Genomic DNA, 16746 nt, shown 5'->3' with positions numbered 1-16746 from the left:
CGATCAGGTCGTCTGGAGTGGCGTCGGCGCTGCTGTCGAGCAGCCCCGGCAGCCGCGACCTGACGATGACCGCGATCACGCCCCTGTCGGGCTGGCTGCTGGACCGCCTCGGTGGCCGCGCCACCTGGATGTGCGCACTCGCGGTGTGCCTCGGCGGCTCCGTCCTGTGCGGGCTCGCCTGGGACTTGCCGTCACTGATCGGCTTCCGAGTGTTCCAGGGGCTGGGCGCGGGGCTGATCATCCCGGCGCTGATGACCCTGCTCACCCAGGCGGCGGGACAGCAGCGGCTGATGACCGCCAGGGGCAGCTTTTCGCTGCTGGTCCAGATCGGTCCGTCCTCGGTCCGGTCGCCGGCGGTGTGCTGCTGCAGAACGCGAGCTGGCGCTGGCTGTTCCTGGTGAACCTCCCATTCTGCGCCGCGGGGCTGATCCTCGCCCGGCTGGCGCTGCCGCCGAAGCGGCCTTCCGCGCAAAAGCGCGCTGGACGCCGTCGGACTCACTCTGCTGGCCCCTCCCTGGTCGGCGTGATCTACGCCCGTTTCATGGTCCCGCAGTGCTTGGCCGTAGCAGGGGCAGCGGGCGGCCGTTGCAATGGCAGCCCCCCTGCCCCCTCCGAACGAAGACCTCGCATGGCGCATATCTGGGTCATGGACCGCGGCCTGGGCCAGACCGAGGACGGCGACTTTTCCTCCTGCATGGCTCGCCCGCACGGACGTGATCCCCACACTCCCGGCGATCAGCTGGGTGCCGGGCCGGGTCCGGCCCGGCGAGGTGAACGCCCCGTACGGTCCCTCGACGCCAGCGCGGCTGCCGGCCGGGACGTTACGCAGGCCGACACTGGTTCCTCACTCGCCGAGAGCTACTGTCGGATGCTGGCCGCCTGAGAGGGGCGTGAGCGAGATCAGCGTGCCGGACTGACGGCAGACAGTACGCTGAATCCAGCGGGATCGGGCCCGCAGCACAGTGTCCGGGAGGTGCTTCATGACGGCCGAGATGATGGCCCCGGCGTGGATGCATGAGCAGATCACGGCGGAGGAGTACGAGTCCTGGTCCGAGGAGCAGTGCGCCGGTATCGAGATCGTGGACGGGATGGTCGTCGTGAGTCCGAGTGCGTCCAAGCGGCACAACCGGCTGGCCCGGATTCTGGCGAACGCCCTGGATGCCGTCTCGGGCCCGGAGTGGAACGCCGACACGGACTTCGACGTCCGGCTTCAGGACGTCCCTCTCACTAATCGCCGCCCGGACGTCGTCGTCTACCGCGCAGACACGATCGACATCACCCCCACCCGCCCTGAGCATGTGCTACTGGTCGCGGAGGTGGTGTCACCAGGCTCGGAGACCACCGACCGGATCGTGAAGGTCGACCAGTACGCCAAGGCAGGCATCGGCTTCTACTGGCGGATCGAGCAGGCCGCAACAGGCGTTCCCCTCGTGTACACCTACATTCTCGACCCCGCGACGATGACCTACCGGGACGGAGACGTGTTCACCGGCGTCCTCAAGGCGGCGGCGCCCTTCCCGGTGGAGATCGACCTCGGTCAGATCTGACCCACGCGCTGCTCAGCAGCCGACAGCGCGTGAGCGATGCGTGAGCGGACAGCCCGATACAGGGCGGCATGAGCCGGATCAAGTGGCTCGCCGTGCGGTTCCGACCAGGGGAAACAGCGCCGCGCGGCAGCGCCGGGCACTCCCCGGCAAGGACTCGACCGCACTCCTAATGTGGGTGTCTTTGTCGAGCTCCACGGCGAGGCCGCGACGCTCGCTGACTTCGGTAGCCGCTGTTGGCGCTGGGGCGATCGACGCCGTGCCCTTGAACGCGGCACCCGATTCCTGAGCAGGGTGATTGGTCCGCCGGCAGAGCGGACGATCAACCTACTGCGCGTGTCGAGGGTGAGCGGATATGTGAAGACGGAGTTGACGCATTTGCCGGGACACTAGGTCGGCAGCTATCGGGGGCGGGGGAGGAGACTCGAGAGAGAGCTGGCCAGGAGTCGCTCGGTTGACCTCTGGTACCTCGAGAGGCGTGGCGGCGCCGTCCCTCCAGATCCCACGCCGCCACGCCCGTTTACCGGACACCTCCGGACAGCAGGGCCATCCAGACGGTCCGAGCTTCATTGACCGGCCATCGCGGGGACTCGTGCACCGTGACGTTGCCGTCGAACTGGACAGTCCGGCGGATGAAGGCTTGCCCGCCGCCGGCGCACAGTTCGTAGAACGTCGCCCTGCACGCGCAGGTCCATGCCATCGGCCGCACTCGGTCGGGCGTCCGGTACGGCTTCCGCCACTCCAACCGCACATGGTCGCGTTGCGCCATCCCCACGTATGGGCTCAGGCACGGCTCAGCCCTGGTCATGGTGAGTTCCCGGTGAGAAGTCACGGTCACGGGTCTGGCGGAGGAATCGGACGATGCGCTTGGCGCGGCGGATCAGTTCCAGGGATTTGAGGGTACCTGCGATCGTGTGCGCGGGTTCCTCGGCTGGCGTTTCGGTGAGTTGGGGATCCCATGCAGCGTCAGGGCGCCGGGTGACGTCGAACGCGGGGATGCTCCAGGTGACCACCCCCGTCATCATAGGAGAACATGTAAACACCTGTAAAGAGACGTCAGTTAACGTCTGCTTCTATCCTTGCAAGTTAAGGCATATCTAGCCTTGGGATCATGTTCAGGTACGACCCGCGCAAGCCCAAGTGGTCGCAGATCGTCGAGGAGATCCGTAGACGGATCGACAAGGGCGAGTACGACGCTGAGACCCTGCTCTCCGAGGTGGCGATGGAGGAGGAGTTCCAGGTCTCCAGGCCGACCGTCCGCAAGGCCATGAAGGTGCTCCGCGACCAGGGGTGGGTCGTGACCTCTCAGGGCGTCGGATCGTTCCCGACCACCGCAGAGGAGCGGGCGGCGAACCCGAGCGGTTCGCAGTAAACCTCGCCTGCCCATCAAGCCTGAACGGGCGGGTACGTGGCGGTAGCATCGAAACAGCCTGGGCGAACGGGAGGGGTGGCATGGTCTATCACCCGATGACACTCGTCGACCTCGCCGCGCGCTTGGTGGCGAACACCGACGACAAGATTCGTTGGAAGCTTGTGTGGGAGTTTCTGGAGGAGTACCGCTGGGAGGCATCCGGCCGGCAGCCCTCATTGCTCCAGTCCGAGCCTGAATCCGTGGGTGACGAACGGTGGGACGCGTTGCTCGCCGCGCTGGCCGAGCATCTTGCCGCCAAGCATGACCTTGCTCCGCCTCCGTGGACGGCGCTCCGGGTGTTGCGACGTCCCTGGTTCCCGGCAGAGCTGGCCAGTCAGCGTGCGGATGCGCTCGTATGGGCCCCGGCAGCGTTCCGCAAGCACGGTGTCTACCTTTCGAGTAAGGACCTTGAGGCGGCGTGAGCGAGGCAGACGATGGACTGCTCGGCCGGGTGGAGCTCGAACGAGCTTTCACGGCGCTGGGGGAGCGACTGACGCGTCGGGGCGTCGTCGCGGATCTCTTCGTTGTGGGTGGAGCAGCGATGGCGCTCGCTTATGACGCCGTCCGCGTGACCCGTGACGTCGACGCGCTCTTCGTGCCGCACGGAGTGGTTTTGGAAGAGGCACGCCGGGTTGCGGAGGACCTCGGTCTGCCGCCCTGGTGGTTGAATGAGCAGGCCAGCGTCTATATCTCGGGAAAGGACGATCCTGGGAAGCGGAGAGTCTTCGACCATCCAGGTCTCCGTGTGATGGCGGCTTCCCCGGAGCACATCTTCGCCATGAAAGCGATGGCGGCACGGACCCGCGACGTAGACGATCTCCGACGCCTCGCAGAGCTCGCTGACGTCACCTCTGCGGATGACGCGCTCACTCTGTGTGAACGGTTTTTCCCTGGCGAGGAGCTTTCCCCAAGAGCACGAGCGGTGCTGGTGGATCTGTTCGGTTGAGCCCCTGACCCTAGAGACCGCGTCCGAGAGCCTGGAGCCCGACCAGGTCGTCCGGGGTCGCGTCGGCGCTCTGGTCGAGCAGCCCCGGTAGCTGCGACCGCAGTGCCACCGCGGCGAGCACTGCCATCGCCACGGCGAACAGCACGTACATCAGCCCCACCCCACGCCCGGCGCCAGTCCCGATGAGCGCCCCGACGGTCGGAGCGAGCGGGCCGTCGGGGGCGAGCAGGGGGTCGAACAGCGCCGCGCCGTACGGGGCCACGAGGCCGAAGCCGAGCGGCAGCGTTGACCAGGCGATCAGCGTGTTCAGCGCGAACACCCGCCCGTGGAACCGCTGTGGCACCTTGACCTGCACGATCGTGGCGTAGATGCCATTCAGCAGCGTCACCCAGAGCGACATCCCGAACGCCCCGATCCCGATCGTCACCAGATCCGCCCGCAATCCCGTCACCAGGCAGAACCCCGCCAGCGCCAGCGTGCACCACAGCACCGCCCGCATCCGCCCCCGGCCAGGCCCGCCCCAGGCCGTCATGGCCAGACCGCCGAGGAAGACCCCAAGCCCGGACACGAACGAGATCCGGCCCACGTCGTCCAGCGTGGCGAAGGAGAGCACCAGCGGCGAGATCAGCAGGAACAGGGGCGACAGGAAGACGTTCAGCACCGCGAAGTAGAGGAGCATCTGCCGGAACCCCAGGTTCCCCCAGGAGTAGCGGAAGCCGGCCGCCATCTCCGCCAGGACCGGCTCCTTCCGGCGCCAGGCCATCGCGGCGGGGAAGCGCACGAGCGACGTCACCACGATCGCGAACACGTAGCTGGCCACGTCGAGCGCCAGTATCCCCTCCAGCCCGATCACCGCCATCAGCCCGACGGCCGCGAGCGGGACGAGCAACTGCGTCATGCCACCGGCCATCTGCACGATGCCGTTGGCGTGCCCGAGGTACCGCTTGGGGACGAGCTGCGGAACGGCCGAGGTGTAGGCCAGCCGCTGGAACGTGAGCGCCACCGACAGCAGCGCGAGGAGGGGGTAGATCTGCCAGGTCTGCAGGTTCCCGGTCCAGAGCAGCGTCCCGAAGACGAGTTGGGTGCCGACGGCGGCGGCGTCACCGCCGAGCATGACGGCCCGCCGGTTTCCCCGGTCGACGATCGCGCCCGCCAGCGGCGCCACCACCATCCCCGGGACCAGGCCGACCACGGACAGCAAGGCGAACTGCGCCAGCGAGCCCGTGGTCAGATAGATCCAGATGGGGATGGCGAAACCGGTCAGCGCCGACCCCAGAAGGGACACCAGCTGACCGCTGGCGACGGCCGTGAACCGTTTCATGCTGGGCTGCGGGCCGGTCGCGACAGCTCGTTCCCGGTCCCGCGACACCTCCCGCACCCGCCAGCTGACCCCGGCTGGCGGGCTGGGGTCCTCAAGGGCGACGTGGGTGCGGGTGACGATCTCGGCGAGCTCGTTCGCCCGATATTTCAGGAAAAAGTGTCCGGCCTCGTCCAGCTCCACCACGGCGGCCGTGGGCGCGAGGAAGTGCCACTCGCGATACCGCTCCTCGAAGTACTCGGTCGCCGGATCGTGCTCTCCCGCCACGCTGACGACCGGCGCCCGCAGCCGCTCCACCGAGCTCGCGAACAGCCCGGTGAAGTACTCCTCCGCGGCCTCGCTGTCGCGCCGCATGTTCCTGATGATGTGCCGAGCCTGCCCCGGCTCCAGGTCGCCCATGTCGAGCCCCATGGACGTCAGCCAGTTGGCGTAGCTCCGGTCACTGCGGAGGAACTCGCGCCGGGCCAGCTTGGACAGCAGCGCCATGGGCCCCTTCCCCGGGCGGGCGAAGGGGAAGATCGCCCCGATGTACACCGCTTCGAGCTCGCGGCCCGCCGCCTCCAGCCGTCGCGCGATCTCGACGATCAAGGCCGACCCCACGCCGCAGTGCCCATACAGCGCCACGGGCCCGCGTACCTTCTCCTGGATCTCGCTCACGCACCGGGCGGCCACCTCGTCCAGCGGCAGCCGCTCCTCGTCCAGCCCGACGTCATGCCCGGGGATGGCCACCGACCACAGGGCGTACGTGCCGGGCAGGGCGTCGGCGAGCGGCTGATACACCACCGCCGCACCGCCGCCGTACGGGACGCAGACGTACGTGAGCTCAGGGGGAGAGGTACGTCGCGGTGTCAGCTCGTGCAGCAGACCGCGCGACGCGGTCGTGGTGCCGTCGACGAGCGCGGCCAGCTCGCGGATGGTCGGGTGCTTGAACAGGTCCACCACGGCGATGGGCGCCGCACCGGGCGGCAGCACCCGGCGCAGCCTGGCCACCACCTTGATGCCCAGTAGGGAGTGCCCGCCGACGTCGAAGAAATCATCGTCAACCCCGAAGGCCGCCCCGGAGAGCACCTCGGCCCAGACCGCGGCGACCAGGCGCTCCGCCTCCGTGGTCGGCGGGATGCGGTCAACGGAACCCTCCGCAGGTGATGTCGGGGCGGGGAGGCGGCGCCGGTCCACCTTGCCGTTGGCGGTCAGGGGCAGGTGGGGGAGCGGGACGAAGCGGGTGGGGATCATGTACGCCGGCAGGGTCTCGGCGAGATGGCCGCGCAGGTGTACCGGATCCACCTGGCCTACCACGTACGCCACCAGCTGGGCCTGGGTGCCCGAGCCATGGGTGGTGACCACGCACTCGGTCACGTCCGGGTGGCGGGAGAGGTGGGTTTCGATCTCGCCCAGTTCGATGCGGTAGCCGCGGATCTTCACCTGCGCGTCGGCGCGGCCGAGGAACTCGATCGTGCCGTCCGGGGCGTAGCGGCCCAGATCCCCCGTCCGGTAGAGGCGTTCGCCGGAGCGGGGGTGGACGATGAAGGCGGCGGCGGTCCGGTCCGGGTCGCGCCAGTAGCCGGTGGCCACGCCCACGCCGCCGATGTACAGGTCGCCGGGCACGCCGATGGGCACGTCGCACAGGCCGCGGTCCAGGATGTGGAAGGACTGGTTGGCCAGCGGACGGCCGTACGGGATCGACGACCAGCCCGGCTCCACCTCGCCGATCGGGTGGAAGATGGACCAGATGGAGCCTTCGGTGGCGCCGCCCAGGCTGAAGATCTCGGCCTCGGGGGCCAGGGCGCGGATCCGGTCGGGGAGGGTCAGCGGGATCCAGTCGCCGGACATCAGCACCAGGCGCAGCGAGCTCAGGTCGGTGCCTTCGTGTTCGGCGTGGTCGACCAGGAGCTCCATGAGGGCGGGGACGGAGTTCCAGATGGTGACGCGGTGCTCGGTGACCAGGCGGGCCCAGGCGGCGGGGTCCTTGTCGGCCGACGGTTCGCCCATGACGAGGGTGGCGCCGGTGGCCAGGGCGCCGTAGACGTCGTACACGGAGAGGTCGAAGCTGAGGGCCGACAGGGCGAGGATCCGGTCGTGCGGGCCGACGTGGAAGCGGTGGTTGAGGTCGCGGACGGTGTTCAGGGCGGCCTGGTGCTCGATCATCACGCCCTTCGGGGCGCCCGTCGAGCCCGAAGTGAAGATCACGTACGCGAGGTCGTCCGGCGCGGCCGGGCAGTCAGGGGGCGTCAGAGAGCTGGCAGAGGGAGTCACCGAAAGGCGGGTCAGGTCGGCGGGCCAGGTCAGGTCCAGCCACGGCTGGGTCACCGCGACCCGGCACTCACCGCGGGCGATCAGCTCGAAGCGCCGCTGCTCCGGCAGGTCCGCGTCGATCGGCAGGTAGGCCGCTCCGGCCTTGTTGATGGCCAGCACCGCGACGACCTGCTCCCACCCCCGCTCCATCACGACCGCGACCAGCTCTCCGCGCCTCACGCCCGCCGACGTCAGCTCGGCGGCCAGCAGCGCGGCCCGCCGCTCCAGCTCCGCGTACGTGATCGCGCCGCCGGGGTGGGCGACCGCGACGGCCTCGGGTGAGTACGGCACCCGCTCCTCGAACGGGCGGTGCAACAGGCCGGGTTCGCCGAGATCGAGCCCGGTGTCGTTCCACCGCTCTCGCTCCGCCCGTTCGGGAGCGGTGAGCAGCTCGATCGTGGACAAGGGGGCGGATGGATCAGCCGCGATCCCCTCAAGCAGGGCGGTGAGATGCCCGGCCATACGGGTGATCCGCTCAGGGGCGAACAACGCGACGTTGTAGACAAACAGGAATGAACCATCGCCACCGGTGTACAACTCCAGATCGAACCGGGCGGCCCACACCCCCGGCGAGAACCCCTCCACGGTCAGCCCACCGGAGGGCGGTTCGCCGCCGTAGTTCTGCATCGCGAACAGGACCTGGAACAGCGGCGACCGCGACACCTCCCGCGGCACGTTCAGCTCCGACACCAGCCGCTCGAACGGCAGCTCCTGGTGCGCGTACGCGTCCATGGTCAGGTCCCGCACCCGGTGCAGCAACCCCAGGAACGACGGATCGCCCGACAGATCCGCCCGCATGGTGAGCATGTTGATGAAGCACCCGACCAGCCCGTCCAGCTCCGGCAGCGACCGCCCGGCCACCGGCGAGCCGACCGCCACGTCCTCCTGCCCGGCGTACCGGCCGAGCAGCGCCGCGAACGCCGCCAGCAGCACCATGTACGGCGTGGCGCCATGCTCCCGCCCGAGCCGCTCCAGCCGCGCCACCAGTTCGGCGTCGATGGCGAAATGGTGGGCGGCGCCGCGGTAGGTCAGCTCAGGCGGCCGGGGGAAATCCGTGGGCAGCTCCAGCGGCGGCAGCCCGGCCAGCCGCTCCCGCCAGTAGGCCACGTCGTCAGCGCCGCCGGGCCGCTCCCGCTGCCAGGCGGCGAAGTCGCCGTAGGTGACGGGAAGGTCGGGCAGGGGATCGCGGTCGTAGCAGGTCAGGATCTCGCGGAGCAGGACGTTCGCGGACCAGCCGTCGGCCGCTATGTGGTGCACGGCGATGGCCAGCACGTGGTCGTCGGCCGCCAGCCGTACCAGCAGGGCTCTGATCACCAGCCCGGCCACCAGGTCGAACGGCTTGGCGAGGAAGCCGTCGACCAGGGCCCGCGCCTCGGCGTCGGTGCCGGCGGAGAACAAACTGAGCGGGACCGTGACGTCGGCCGAGACCGTCACCGTGGGCTGCCCGTCGTCGCCGACCGGGAACCGGGTCCGTAACGGCTGGTGCCGTGCGGCCACCTGGTCCAGCACGTCGCCCAGCAGGGAAGCGGAGAGCGGGCCGCGCAGCCGCAGGACGAACGGGATGGTGTGCGCGGGGTTCCCCGGGGCGTACTGCTCCATGAACCACAGCCGCTCCTGCGCATAGGACAGCGGCGGCGCCTGACCGTCCGGCAGTGCCGGAATCGTCGGCACGCTCTTGCGCCGCCGCAACCGCTGGGTCAGCAGCGCCCGCTGGGCCTCGGTCAGCTCGGTCACGACGTGCCCTCCGGGTCCAGCATGCTCAACACCTGTTCGTCGGACAGCCCGGCCACCTCCGCCACCAGCGCCTCCTCGACGGCGCGCGCCAGCTCGGCGACGGTACGGCGGGCGAACAGCGTACGGATCGGCAGATCCACCCCCGCGATCGCCCGCAGCCGGGCCGCCACCCTGATGGCCAGCAGCGAGTGCCCGCCGAGCGCGAAGAAGTCGTCGAACGCGCCGACCTTGTCCGCGCCGAGCACCTCGGCCCAGACGTCGGCGACCAACTCCTCCGCGTCCGAACGCGGCGGCGTGGCGTCCGTCCCCGCCGCGCGGCCAGGCTCCGGCAGCGCGCTGCGGTCGAGCTTGCCGTTCGCGGTCAGCGGCAGCGCGTCGAGCACCACCCAATGAGTGGGCACCAGATACGGCGGGAGCCGCCCGGCCACGTGTTCGGCCAGCTCGGCCGCCTCGCCCACGACATAGGCGACCAGCTCGCCGTCCCTGGCGACCACCGCGGCCTGCCGCACATCCGGATGCGTGAGCAGGCAGTGCTCGACCTCGCCCGGCTCGATGCGGAAGCCCCGCACCTTGACCTGCTCGTCGAGGCGCCCGAGGAACTCCAGCAGCCCGTCGGGACGCAGCCGCACCCGGTCGCCGGTACGGAAGTACCGGCCGCCGTCGGGCAGCCGGACGAAGCGCCGCGCCGTCAGCTCCTGCTGGCCGAGGTAGCCGCGGGCGACGCCGGGGCCGCCGATGTACAGCTCGCCGGGGGCGCCGGGCGGCGTGGGCGCGCCGTAGGGGTCGAGCACGCGGACCGTGGTGGCGTGGATGGGGCGGCCGATGGGCGGGTGCGGGTCCGGGTCGCCTGTCAGGTCGGCGGCGGTGGCGACGATCGTGGTCTCGGTGGGGCCGTACGTGTTGACCAGGCGTACCCGATCCCCGAACCGTCGCCGCCAGCGGGTCAGGGAGGCGGCGTGGACCTGTTCGCCGCCGATGACGACCAGGCGGAGGGCCGGCGGCCAGGCGATCTCGTCGATCAGGTCCACGAGGTGGTGGAAGTACGCCGTCGGGAGGTCGAGCACGGTGATGTCGGGACGTTCGGCGAGCAGGTCGGGCAGGGTGGCGCCGCCGTCGGGCACCAGCACGACCGTGGCGCCGGTGGTCAGGGCGGGGTAGAGCTCCTCGGCGTGGGTGTCGAAGCTGAGGGAGGCGAGCTGGACGACCCGGTCGCCGGGCCGCAGGCCGTACTCGTGGCGCATCCACCTGACCCGGGCGGCCAGGCCGGCGTGCTCGACCGCCACCCCCTTGGGGATGCCGGTGGAGCCGGAGGTGTAGATGACATAGGCGAGGCCGGGGTCCCCGGTGCGCGGGCTGTCCGCGGTGGTCAGGCTGTCGGAGACGATCAGGCGGGCGCCGCTCGCGGTGATCATGTGCTGCCGGCGGGCGGCGGGGTAGGCGGGGTCGAGCGGCAGGTACGCGGCTCCGGTGCGCCAGATCGCCAGCATCGCCACCACCGCGTCGATCGACCGGCCGAGGTGGAGGCCGACTATGTCGCCGGGGCCCGCGCCGCGCCCGTCCAGCTCGGCGGCCAGCCGGGACACCCGCTCGGCCAGCTCGCCGTAGGTCACGCTCTCGGACCCGCAGATCACGGCCGTCGCACCGGGATGGGCGGCGACGGCCTCCGCGATCATCTCCGGCACGCCGATGGCCGACTCGGTGCTTCCGTCGCCACTCGCCGAGGTGATCAGCGCGGTGTCGGCGGTGGTGAGCATCGGCAGGGCGGACAGGCGGGCGTGCCGGTTGTCCGGGTCGGCGATCCCGCGTAACAGCACCGCGAACCGTTCCGCCAGCCCCGCCACCGTCTCCGCGTCGAACAGCCCCGCGTCATACCCGAACGCCATCCGCAACCGCCCCGGCGCCCGCCAAGCCTCCACCACCAGGTCGAACTTGGCCTGCCGATACCCATCATCGAAGTACGACATCTCCAGATCGTCGGCGAGCCGATCCTGCTCCCCGTCGGCCGTCTGGCTGTTCAATGTGAACATCGTCTGGAACATCGGCTTCCTACTGATGTCCCGCTCGACATCCAGATCCGCCAGCAGCCGCTCGAACGGCACGTCCTGATACGCCATCGCGTCCAGCACCGTCCGCCGCGTCCTGGCCAGCAGCTCGTCCAGCGTCGGATCCCCGGACAGGTCGCCGCGCAGCACCAGCGTGGTGCTGAGATACCCGACGATCGGCTCCAGCTCCACCCGGCCCCGCCCGGCGGTGGGCGAGCCGACCAGGATGTCTGTCTGCCCGGTGTGCCGAGTCAGCAGCACCTGATACGCCGCCAGCAGCACCATGAACAACGTGCTGCGCTGCCTCCGCGCCGTCGCGTCCAGCGCCCTGGCCAGATCGTCGGGGATGTCCAGCAGATGGAAGTCACCCCGCGTGGGTCCCGGCGTGTGCGGCCGGTCGGTGCGCAGCGCGAGCGTGGGCGGGTCGGCCAGCCGCTCCCGCCAGTACTCCAGCGCCGCGCTCCCGTCCTGCTCCCGCTGCCAGCGCGCGACATCCCCATGCTGTACGGCCAGCGGCGCCAAGCCCTCCGACTCGGCGTACAGCGCGGCGAGGTCGTTCAGCAGGACGGTGATCGACCATCCGTCGGCGATGATGTGGTGCAGCACCACACACAGCACATGGTCGTCCTCGCCCAGCCGGATCAGCGTGATCCGCAGCGGCGGCGCCGTACCGAGATCAGGTGGGGCATTGGTGCGGGCGGCCACCAGCGCGCGGGCCTCCGCCTCGTCCCGCGCGTCGAGCCGCTCGACGGCCGCGGGCGTGGCGCGCTCGACGACGGCGACCGGCCGCCCGTCCACTTCGGGAAAGCGCGTGCGCAGCGACTCGTGCCTGGCGAGCAGCGCGGTCAGCGCCCGCCCCAGCGCCTCGGGGTCGAGGGGGCCGCGGAGCCTGCGCACGATGTACATGTTGTACGAGGCGTCGTCGGGATCCAGCCGATGCAGGAACCACAGCCGCTCCTGGGCGGCCGAAAGCGGCGGCAGCGTGCCGGGCGGGCGCGGTGCGAGCGGGCGGCCCGGTTCGTCGGGCAGGTCCTCCAGCGTCGCCGCGAACCCGGCCACCGTCGGCTGCCCGAACAGCGTCCGCAACGGCACCGTCGTCCCCGCCGCCTCCAGCCTGGCGATCACCTGCGTGGCCAGCAGCGAGTGCCCGCCCAGGGCGAAGAAGTCGTCGTCCGCGCCGAGGTCGCCGATTCTGAGCACGTCGCCGAAGATCCTGGCCACCTGCCGCTCCCTGGCGGTACGCGGCTTGCCACCCCGTCCCGCCACGGGTCCCTCCGGCTCGGGCAGCGCCAGCCGATCGACTTTGCCGTTGGCCGTCATCGGCAACGCGTCCAGCGCCACCACGACCCCGGGCACCATGTAGCCAGGCAACCACCTGGCCGCGTGCTCGAGCAGATCCGGCGGCGCGGTCACCACGTAAGCGACCAGTTCGTCGCCGCGGACGACGACGGCCGCCTGCCGTACGTCCGGATGCGACTCCAGCACGGTCTCGATCTCGCCCAGCTCGACCCGGTGCCCGCGCAGCTTCACCTGGCCGTCGCCCCGGCCGAGGAACTCCAGGGTGCCGTCGCGCAGCCACCTGACCCGGTCGCCGGTCCGGTAGCGGCCGTTCGCGAAGCGCTCGGCGGTCAGTTCCGGATTGCCCAGGTAGCCGAGCGCGAGCCCGGCCCCGCCGATCGCCAGCTCACCGGGCACGCCGATCGGCACCGGCGCGCCGAAGCCGTCGAGCACGTGGACGTGGGTGTTGGCGATCGGCCGCCCGATGCTCACCCGGCCGGGTTCGGCGGGGACCTCCCAGGCGGTGGACCAGATCGTCGTCTCCGTCGGCCCGTACATGTTGAACAGCCGCGCCACCCGCCGCCGCAGCCGCCTGGCCAGCGTGAGCGGCAGCGCCTCGCCGCCCGCCAGCGCCACCAGCCCGGAGGCGTCGAGTCCGGCGGAGAGCAGCATGTTCCAGCCCGACGGGGTGGCCTGCACGTGCGTGACGCCCGCGGTGGAGATCAGCCCGGCCAGCGCGGCACCGTCACGCACGGTCTCGTCATCGGCCAGCACCAGCCGCCCACCCGTCACCAGCGGCAGGTACAGCTCCAGCCCCGCGATGTCGAAGGAGAGCGAGGTACTGCCCAGCCAGACGTCCGCCGGCCGGGCACCGAGCAGCTGCTCCATCCCGGCCAGCAGGTTGACCAGCGCCGAGTGCGGCACGGCCACCCCCTTCGGGCGACCGGTGGAGCCCGAGGTGTAGAGCACATAGGCGGCCGATCCGACGTCGGGCCCGGGGCCGTCAGCAGCGGGCAGGGAGTCGTCGTCCAGGGTGAACCGGGCTCCCGAGTCCGCCAGCACGTACGCCACCCGGTCGGCCGGAAGCGCCGGGTCGATCGGCAGATAGGCGGCGCCCGCCAGCATCACTCCGAGCAGAGTTCCGGGCAGCTCCACCGACCGCCGCCGGCGGACGGCCACCACGGCTCCGGGCCCGGCCCCCCGCGCCCGCAGCTCACCCGCGACCCGCTCCGCCTGGGCGGCGAGGGCCGCGTACGTGAGGTGGTTCTCGCCGCACGAGACGGCGACCGCGTCCGGCCGCAACCCGGCCTGCCGCATGACCAGATCCACCACGGTCGCGGCCGGCACGTCAAGGGTGGTGCTGTTCCAGGTCCGGTCGAGCAGCTCGCGTTCGGCGGCGGGCAGCAGGTCCAGCTCCGACAGCCGAGCTTCGGGGGCGGCGAGGATGGAAGCGAGCAACGTCTGGAAGCGGGCCGCGAGCCGGGTCACCGTCTCCCGGTCGAACAGCTCGGTGCTGTAGAAGAACGCCCCGTGCCACCCCTCGCCGGACGGCCAGAGGTCCATCCGCAGGTCCACCATGGCCGGCGGCGCCCCATGGGCGAACGGCAGGCTCTCCATCCCGGCGAACGCCTCCGCCTCCGCGTACCCGACCGCGGAGTTGTGCAGCGCCAGCATCGCCTGGAACAGCGGCGTCCGCGACAGATCGCGCTCGATGTCGAGCGCGGACAGCACCCGCTCGATCGGCACCTCGCGATGCGCCATCGCCTCCAGCACGGTACGGCGGGTACGGCGCAGCAGCTCGGCGAACGGCGGATCCCCCGACAGATCCCCCCGCAGCACCAGCGTGGAGGCGAACAGCCCGACCATCGGCTCCAGCTCCGGCCGGTCGCGACCGGCGGTGGGGGAGCCGACCACGATGTCGTCCTGCCCGGCATGCCTGGCCAGCAGCACCTGGTACGCGGCCAGCAGCACCATGAACACCGTCGAGCGCTCGGCCCTGGCCAGCCGGGACAGCGCCCCGGCGATCTCGGGCGACAGGTCGAACCCCACTTCGTCGCCCGCGCTGCTCCGCTGGGCAGGACGGGGCCGGTCCGTGGGCAGTTCCAGCGGGCGCGCCCCGGTGAGCCTGCCCGTCCAGTACTCGACGTCGGCGTCGGAGCCCCGCTGCTCGTCGGCGTAGTCGGCGTAGCGGACGGGCAATTCGGGTAGCGAGACCGGTACGCCCCGCGTGCGCGCGAGGTAGAAGGCGGCCAGGTCGTCCATCAGCACGTTCAGGGACCAGCCGTCGCCGATGATGTGGTGCAGCACCACGCACAGCACGTGATCGTCGTCCGCCAGCCGGACCAGCGTGATCCGCAGGGGCGGGGCGGCGGCGAGGTCGAACGGCGTGTTGGCCCGCTCTTCGAGCAGCCGCATGACCTCATCGAGTACAGGGCCGGCCGGCCCGTCCGGTCCCGGCCGATCGAAGGCCACGAGCTCCACCGGCACCGCCCCCGGCGGGTCGATCACCGCGACCGGCAGTCCGTCCTGGTCGGGGAACCTCGTGCGCAACGACTCATGCCGCCCCACCACATCCCCGAACGCCCCCGTCAGCGCCTCGACGTCGAGCGTCCCCCGCAACCGCCGCACCACCGCCACCCGATAGGCCGCGTCCAGCGGATCGAGCCGTTGCAGGAACCAGAGCCGCTCCTGGCCCAGAGAGATCATGACCGCAGCCCGCCGATGGCCGCGGCCACACCGGTGATCGTCGGATCGTCGAGGAACACGTCGAACGGCACCTCCACCCCGAGCCGTTTCCTGATCCGCGCACTGATCTGCGTGATGGTCAGCGAATGCCCGCCGAGGTCGTAGAGGTCCTCGTCCGGCGCGATGTGGTCCATCCGCAGGACCTCCATCCAGATCAGCCGCACCTGCTCGACCAGCTCCGCCTCGGCCTCGCCGGGCACCGGCGCGGCAGCCGGCACGACCGGGGCGGCGGAGGTGACCTGGGCGGCGACCGGGAGCGGCAGGTCGGCGACCCGTACGTCCGGGTCAGCGGCGACCGCCCGCAGCACCTTCCTGAGGTGCTCCCCGGCCAGCTCGACGTCCTGCCGGGGGATGACCTCCGGGCTGTAGTGCAGCGTCAGCCGCAGCCCGTCGTCGCCGTCCACCGCCTGAAGGTGGAGGACGTTCCTGACCATGTGGTTGGACATCTTCCACTCGACCGACAGCTCCAGCCCGGGAAAGACCTGTTCGGCCGCGCGTCGCCGGAAGCTGATGGACACCGGCGCCAGCGCCACCCGGGGCTTGATGCCGCCCACCGCCCTGGCGACGGGCACCTCGCGGAAGGCGTTCAGCTCGCGTAGCTCGCTCCTGAGACCCAGAGCCAGCTCCCGGAAGGAGCCCCCGGACATGGACGAGAACACGGGCAGCTCGGTGGCGAACAGACCGATGTGGTCCCGGGTCTCGGCGGTCCTGGTCGACATGGCCACCGCCACGGACGGGTCGGCGTTGCCGTACCGGTGAAGAAGTGCGTGCACCGCGGCGAGGAAGACCTCGAATCTCGTCACACCGGATAAATCCGGCATGTCGTTCGTCAGATCGAGCAGCACGGTCTCGCCAAGCTCGGCCAGCCGTGGCGTCCTGGCCACCCCGTTGATCACCACCTGCGGCACCTCGTGCCAGCGCGCCCGCCAGTACGCCTCCGCCTCCGGCGACGGCTTCTCCTCCGCCCCGTACGGCATGGGCAGCGGCGGAGCGGGCGCCCCGGAGTAGGCGGCGGCGAGATCCCGTACGAGCAGGTCCTTCGAGATGCCGTCGAAGACGAGATGATGCGCCACGAACAGCAGCAGGTGCCGCGACGCCGAGACCTCCACCAGCGTGAACCGGGCCAGCGGCCCGGCGGACAGCGAGAAGGGCCGCGCGATCTCCCGCTCGACCAGCGCCTCCGCGTCCGGCTCCACGACGAACGCGACCGGCGGCTCGACCGTGGCGGGCACCAGGTGCAGCGAGCCGTCGCGCTCCTCGAAGGCGCGGCTCAGCACCGGGTGCCGCGCGAGCACCGCCCGGCACGCCGCCAGCATCGCCTCCCGGTCCAGCGGCCCGTCGAACCACATGGCGAACGGCATGTGGTAGGCCGTGCCGGTGCCGTGCATCACCTCGGTGACCCACATCCCGTGCTGTGCCTGCGATGCCAGGACCAT

At 70.9% G+C, this 16746-nt stretch carries 8 protein-coding genes and 1 pseudogene; 5 read left to right on the top strand and 4 right to left on the bottom strand.

Annotated elements, in window-relative coordinates:
- Positions 1-65: 65 nt before the first annotated feature.
- Together KME78_RS67820 and KME78_RS02020 are read left to right on the top strand one after the other, a co-directional pair.
- A pseudogene (locus KME78_RS67820) lies at positions 66-883 on the top strand (MFS transporter).
- 97 nt (positions 884-980) lie between these two features.
- Positions 981-1547 carry a Uma2 family endonuclease gene (locus KME78_RS02020; RefSeq protein WP_219526956.1) on the top strand — a complete coding sequence of 189 codons (567 nt, stop codon included), beginning with the start codon at positions 981-983 and terminating at the stop codon, positions 1545-1547.
- Positions 1548-2338: 791 nt separating this feature from the next.
- Here the strand turns inward: KME78_RS02020 and KME78_RS02015 are convergent.
- Positions 2339-2557 carry a hypothetical protein gene (locus KME78_RS02015; protein WP_219526955.1) on the bottom strand — a complete coding sequence of 73 codons (219 nt, stop codon included), beginning with the start codon at positions 2555-2557 and terminating at the stop codon, positions 2339-2341.
- 98 nt (positions 2558-2655) lie between these two features.
- On the opposite strand from KME78_RS02015, the gene KME78_RS02010 reads away from it, so the two are divergent.
- The 3 genes from KME78_RS02010 to KME78_RS02000 all read left to right on the top strand — a co-directional run bounded on the left by KME78_RS02010 (position 2656) and on the right by KME78_RS02000 (position 3901).
- On the top strand, positions 2656-2916 hold the full coding sequence (locus KME78_RS02010) for a GntR family transcriptional regulator (protein WP_219526954.1): 261 nt from the start codon (positions 2656-2658) through the stop codon (positions 2914-2916).
- 80 nt (positions 2917-2996) lie between these two features.
- Positions 2997-3377: a hypothetical protein gene (locus KME78_RS02005; RefSeq protein ID WP_219526953.1), complete on the top strand. Its 381-nt coding sequence runs from the start codon at positions 2997-2999 to the stop codon at positions 3375-3377.
- Entirely contained in the window at positions 3374-3901 is a 528-nt protein-coding gene (locus KME78_RS02000) for a DUF6036 family nucleotidyltransferase (RefSeq protein WP_219526952.1), read from the top strand. Before KME78_RS02005 ends, KME78_RS02000 begins: the two co-directional genes overlap by 4 nt.
- 10 nt (positions 3902-3911) lie before the next feature.
- On the opposite strand, the gene KME78_RS01995 is transcribed toward KME78_RS02000, so the two are convergent.
- The 3 genes from KME78_RS01995 to KME78_RS01985 are packed head-to-tail and all read right to left on the bottom strand — an operon-like array spanning position 3912 to position 16746.
- Entirely contained in the window at positions 3912-9245 is a 5334-nt protein-coding gene (locus tag KME78_RS01995) for a non-ribosomal peptide synthetase/MFS transporter (RefSeq protein WP_219526951.1), read from the bottom strand.
- Entirely contained in the window at positions 9242-15271 is a 6030-nt protein-coding gene (locus tag KME78_RS01990; protein ID WP_219526950.1) for a non-ribosomal peptide synthetase, read from the bottom strand. The genes KME78_RS01995 and KME78_RS01990 overlap by 4 nt, the downstream gene beginning before the upstream one ends.
- Entirely contained in the window at positions 15268-16746 is a 1479-nt protein-coding gene (locus KME78_RS01985) for a condensation domain-containing protein (protein WP_219526949.1), read from the bottom strand. The genes KME78_RS01990 and KME78_RS01985 overlap by 4 nt, the downstream gene beginning before the upstream one ends.

It is taken from the genome of Nonomuraea guangzhouensis (assembly GCF_019396345.1).
Taxonomy (GTDB): Bacteria; Actinomycetota; Actinomycetes; order Streptosporangiales; family Streptosporangiaceae; genus Nonomuraea; species Nonomuraea guangzhouensis.
Note: the sequence above shows the minus strand (reverse complement) of the source record. Positions and strands in the feature narration are given on the sequence as shown.